Raw genomic sequence first — 5,637 nt, forward strand, 5'->3', positions numbered from 1 at the left:
TTTAAACAGAATTTTAAACGGGCAACCCTATAAGGTTGCCCCCACAGAATTTTAAACAGAATTTTAAACGGGCAACCAGAGACGGTTGCCCCCACGGAAATAGAAATAATATAATGATGAAAAGAATATAAATTGATCAAATATCAAAAACCGGCGATCGCCCTTTAAGAACCGTTTCGCCGGATGCCAATAGCTCCAATTTTGAGGGTATCCAATTTGAGCTAGAGTCTGAGGATAAGTTCAATGGAAAAGTGGTTGAGTGATATTGTTAAAGCATTGATAACAACCTGCAAAATCTCCAGTGGATTGAGTAGATGCATCTTAAGTTAAATTAAGCTCTGATATAAATTTGTCCCAACTCAAGGCTTCAAATTATGGCTGAATGTGGCGACAGGACGGACCCCGAAAATTGAACCTGTTGCCGAATAATTGTTTTGAAGCCAGGGGGAGGCGAAGCGGGAGCAGAGAAAGGCTTGAACAATCAATCAAAAATTGTCCTGGCTCCCCCTGTCATCCTAGCTGTTGCGAGACAGTCCTTTCTTGCCAACCAGCATTCCGCCGACTGCAATCAGTCCCAGCACAGCAGTGGGTTCGGGGATTTCTTGAGAACCGCCGCCACCGGAAGAATCGCCTTCAAAAACGTACAGAGTCGCGTGAGACAAACCGGGGCGGCCAGTTTCCCAGGTGAGATTCTCTAACTGGCTGATTCCGTCGTCAAACAGGTAAGCCGCGTAGCCATTGCCGCCTTTCAGGACAAACGCAAAGGGAGAAGTGGTGAGCGTGCTATCCAAAAAGCTCAGAGTACCGCTGCCTTCGGAAGTTTCTTCGATGGTGAAGAAGTCATTAGAACCGGAGTTGCTGTCAACTTTGTAATCATCCAGATTCCAACCATCGATGACTTCTAGATTTAGATCAGCAAAGAGGGTTGCAACTGCTGTTTCATTATCGTTACCAGATGCATCTCGGCATTCTGTGAATAAATCGCCAAACACGTTAGTCTGACAAACAGCGACGTTGCCACCGCCACCGCCGGGCCGAGCCAATGCACCGGTTGCGGACATCGATACTAAACCGGCAGTCAAAACGGCGGACGCGACAATGTTAGAAAATCCGAATTTCATCTCTGCTCTCCGAAAGTGTGAGGTTTGCTGTGTGGGAGGCGCGGCGCGCTTTCCCTCATCTGTAAACCATAGTAGCGATTCTCCCGGTGAGTGTCCACAGTGTTTTCACGGATTTACAACATCTTTACAGAACGATTGTATCACCTTTAAATTTTTGTAAATTATCCCGAAAGTTATAAAAACAAATTGAAAATTGATGCTTCGATGGCAAGATATAATTTTTTTCTGATTTTATTGAGATTCTAATCATGTCGGGGCATCGAGATGGATTGGGGGGAGAGCTTCGGATTTTTGGGTATAAAAATAAACGCTGTAGATCCGTAAAAATCCAGACATTATAAAGGATAACCGGGCTGTTAAAATTCATCTGTGATCCCGATCGCGATCCCCCTGTGTAAATTTACGGAATATCCCGGCGCGAATGTCAACGACGCCGATATCCGGAGATTGCCGGTTCTCAATATTACACGATTTCCCAGCCCCCAATTCAGTATTTCTACGGACTCGGAATGGCTCCTAACGGCTGGGTTCGCTCAAACCCTGGAGCTGCAAGCCCTTTTCGCCCGATGTCGCCTGGACCAGGACGCCGAAGTTGCCCAACCCCATTGGATCGATGAGGGAGTGCAAAGCTTCCCGCCGCCGCAGTACCTCCGAGAGCGTTCCGCCTTCCCCCCGGGACACGGCCGCGATGCGATCGCCCAACCCGAGGGCGATCAGAAACAAAGCCTGTCGCGTCAACCCCAAGGTTTCCAATCCCAGCGATCGCCCCTTTCGTTCCAAAGCGGTAAAATCCACATGGGCCGTCAAATCCTGCCGCCCGACATATAGATAAGGATCGCTGTGGTGTCGGTGTCGGTAATAAGCCTGGAGCGTCCCTTCCCGGCGGGTGGGGCTGTAGAAGCGATCGGCTTCATATCCGTAATCGATGGTGAGGACAAATCCCCGCTGTAGTTTTCCGGCGACGGTTTCCATCCAGTCCAAAGCCGCCCGGTTCACCTCCGTCCGGTAGCCCTCCGGGTAGGCGTCGGAGAGCAAATCGATGCCCACGAACTGGAAATAGTCCGCCAGTCGGGGGGTGGAGAGTTCCCCGACGACTTCCACAAATTCGCGATCGCCCTTTACGGTGACATAAATTTCCTGTAATTGTCCATCCCGGCGCGTCACCAAATGGACGGGAAACGCATCCACCAGTTCGTTGGAGAAGAAGCAACCCGTCACGGACTTTTCGGTGAGTTCGTCCAAATCGCACCAGCGGATGGTGTCGAAGGGGGCGCCCAACTGCCGGAACCGCTGCTGCTGTTCGGTTTGAAGGGAAGGGGACTTTTCGGCGATCGCGTAATCCAACCCCGGCAATATTTCCGGACAATGCCGTTGAAAGTAACCCACGATATCGGCGGCGAGAATCCCCTGTCCCGCCCCCATTTCCACCAGGGTGAAGGGTTCCGGTTTTCCCAACAGTTCCCACATCTGGGCGAACTGTGTCGCCAATAATTCCCCGAAGTCCCGCCCCAAGTGGGGGGAGGTGAAGAAGTCGCCCCCCGCGCCGATCTGGGGTCGGTGGGTGCTGTAGTAACCCCCTTCGGAGTCGTAGAGAGCCGTTTCCATGTATTCGGCGAAGGTGATCCGGTTCTGGGGGTGGGCGGAAATTTTCTGGGCGATGCGATCGCACACAATCGGGTTGCTCTCGTTGGCGGACTCGACATTCATCGGGAAAAGCGAAATCGATACGATTTATATTATGTATAGCAGCGATCGCCCGGATATTGACAGATTGAGAGTCGCAACCCGCTTTAAAACTCCGAAGTCAAGGCGGTCTTTAATTCCCCTACACCCTACACCCTACCCCCTACACCCGAGCGATCGCGCCCACAAAAATTCGCTGCCAAGTGTTAATTATCAAGGGTCTGAACCCAAACGGGCTTCAACTCCTGATATCTAACCCTTGGCAGCGATCGCGGGTTATGTTTCGGGCGAATTCCCGCAAAATCTAGCTCTTGCGGTAAGGCACCATCGTGGCGATATTGATACTGCCGACGGAAACCCGAGTCACCGTGTTGACGGAGGGCGTCACTTGCTTCGCCATATTCAGGAAGTTTCTCGGATCGCCAGCTTTGGGCTGCTTCTCTTGGGGAACGAACCGGCGAACGGAAGTTTGCCAGATCATTTGAGGGAACCCGAGTTGGTTGCGGTGGTATGCGTCGTAACGCGGGGTCTTCAGGTTGAACGGCGTTTCACCCTCGTTGCGCTGGGGCAGGACCCGGCGACGCTGGTAGGGAACCGTATCGTAGCCGAAGTTGTCGAGGTATTCGTCGCTGTCGAGCAATTCATCGATGAAGCCCCGAACCCCCTTGTTGACGACGACGATCGACCAGGCGATTTTTTCCCGTTCGCTGTAAACGTCGCGGCCGAGGATGCGCTGCACGCACATTTCGACGAAGCGGTAGTTGTTGTTGGTTTGGAAGTTCCGTTCCAAGAAAGGAGCCGAAGTGGCCAACCCGCGAATGAAGTCCCGCACGGTGATCTGACCGAACTTGAGTTGGGACTCCAGGAAGGTTTGGCGGTTGTACTTGAGAATCTGATGTTCACTGAAAATTTGCCGATAGGCCGCCCAGATCAGGGTGTCCCACTCCGATCCGGAAGGCATATTTTCGGCCGTATAAATGATGGGTTGCTCGTCACCCGGAACTTCGTACCCGGCAACCCGAGTATTGAAGCTCGTGGGAGTGTAGCTTAATAAAGGAAGCGCCACCTTATATCTCCTTATTCTCGTTTCGTTTCAATTCTCAATTCCCGCAAATCGGGAAATTGTCTCCTATACAGATTAGGGGATTTGGGCGATCGCAGTCTAATTTTTATGAATCAATGCAATAATATGTAACATTTTGCCGATCCCCGGGAACCGGGAGATGGCGGGTCGCCAAGCCGTTCCGGATTCCCGAACCGGCCGTTTTCCCCAACGTCGCGCCAAATTCGGTAAACTTTTGTAAAGAAGTCTCAACACTTCTCAACTGTATAACGATCGGGCCTTCAGTTGCGGGCCGATCGCCCCGACACGGATCGACATGAACCGAACACTGACACAAAGCCCCGTTACTCCCACACTGGTCCGCCTCACCCTGCCCATGATCTGGGGGGTGTTTGCGATCATCGCCTTCAGCCTCGCCGACACCTACTTCGTCGCCCAACTCGGTACCCGCCAACTGGCGGCGATGAGCTTCACCTTCCCGGTGGTGACGCTGCTGGGGAGCGTGTCGATGGGCCTGGGGGTGGGGGCCGCGTCTGTCATCGCCCGGGCGATCGGGGTGGGGGAGCGCGATCGCGTCCGCCGCCTGACCACCAACAGCCTCAGCCTCGCCCTGTTGCTGGTGGCCCTGCTGGCGATCGCCGGACTGGCCACCATCGACCCCGTATTTACGGCTTTGGGGGCCGGTCCCGACGTCTTGCCCCTGGTGCGGGAGTACATGACCATCTGGTACGGCGGCGTCCTGTTCCTGGTGGTGCCGATGGTGGGGACCAGCGCCCTCCGGGCGGCGGGCGATACGTTCATCCCCAGCGTGATCATGACCGTCGCCGCGTTGGTGAATATCGTTCTCGATCCCCTGTTGATCTTCGGCTTCGGCCCGGTTCCCGGTCTGGGGTTGAAAGGTGCCGCGATCGCCACGGTGATCGGACGGGCCACCACCCTGATCGCCTCGGTGCTGTTCCTGCATTTTAGGGAAAAAATGCTCCTGTGGAAACTGCCCCACCCCAAAGATTTGGTGGCCGACTGGCGACTGGTCCTCCACGTCGGCATCCCCGCCACCGGAACCCAAGCGATCGCCCCCATTTCCACCGCTTTGATCACCGGCTTGATCGCCACCTACGGGGCTCCGGCCGTGGCTGGGTTCGGCATCGCCACCCGGGTGGAGGCCTTCGCGTTAATTGTATTGATGGCATTATCCGCCAGCATCGGCCCCTTCGTGGGTCAAAATTGGGGGGCACAGCGGTACGATCGCGTCTACCGGGCGATCCGAATTTCATTCATTTTCTGCTTAATTTGGGGCCTGTTGTTGACGGTCATTTTGGCCGCCGGCTCAGAACAAATTGCCGCCCAATTCGACACCAATTCGCAAGTTGTCGCGATCGCCTCCACCTACCTCACCCTGGTTCCGATCAGCTACGGCACTCTGGGTCTGATGCTGGTAGCTAGTTCCAGTTTCAACGCCCTCGGGAAGCCCTTGCCCTCCCTGACGATGACCGTCGGCCGGCTGCTGGTTCTCTACGTCCCCCTCGCCTATTTGGGCAGCTTTTTATTCGGAATTACCGGCATATTCGCCGCCGCCTGTTTCGCCAATTTGGTCGTCGGAATCGGGGCCTACTGGTGGACGCAAAAAACTCAAAAAGCGCGATCGGCTGAACCGGTTATTGAGTCGGGAGTCGGTATTAGGGAGTCGGGAGTCGGGAAGATTTAGGATTCCTCTGGGGGCAACTTTATACGGTAGCCCGGGAATAATCGTGGGGGGTGAATAATTGTGGG

General features: G+C 54.2%; 4 protein-coding genes. 1 reads left to right on the forward strand and 3 read right to left on the reverse strand.

Annotation, left to right across the window (positions count from 1 at the left end; genetic code table 11):
• Nucleotides 1-515: 515 nt before the first annotated feature.
• From LKE08_RS13295 to LKE08_RS13305, 3 genes are all read right to left on the reverse strand, one after another.
• Nucleotides 516-1,121: a PEP-CTERM sorting domain-containing protein gene (locus LKE08_RS13295; RefSeq protein ID WP_324704714.1), complete on the reverse strand. Its 606-nt coding sequence runs from the start codon at nt 1,119-1,121 to the stop codon at nt 516-518.
• A 516-nt stretch (nt 1,122-1,637) separates the two neighbouring features.
• Entirely contained in the window at nt 1,638-2,828 is a 1,191-nt protein-coding gene (locus LKE08_RS13300; protein WP_324704715.1) for a class I SAM-dependent methyltransferase, read from the reverse strand.
• 280 nt (nt 2,829-3,108) lie between these two features.
• On the reverse strand, nt 3,109-3,870 hold the full coding sequence (locus tag LKE08_RS13305) for a phycobilisome rod-core linker polypeptide (protein WP_324704716.1): 762 nt from the start codon (nt 3,868-3,870) through the stop codon (nt 3,109-3,111).
• A 313-nt stretch (nt 3,871-4,183) separates the two neighbouring features.
• Between LKE08_RS13305 and LKE08_RS13310 the strand changes: the two genes are divergently transcribed.
• Complete coding sequence (locus tag LKE08_RS13310) at nt 4,184-5,572, forward strand: MATE family efflux transporter (RefSeq protein WP_324704717.1); 1,389 nt, start codon at nt 4,184-4,186, stop codon at nt 5,570-5,572.
• Nucleotides 5,573-5,637: the final 65 nt, after the last annotated feature.

It is taken from the genome of Lyngbya sp. CCY1209, from assembly GCF_035615495.1.
Classification (GTDB): domain Bacteria; phylum Cyanobacteriota; class Cyanobacteriia; order Cyanobacteriales; family Microcoleaceae; genus Limnospira.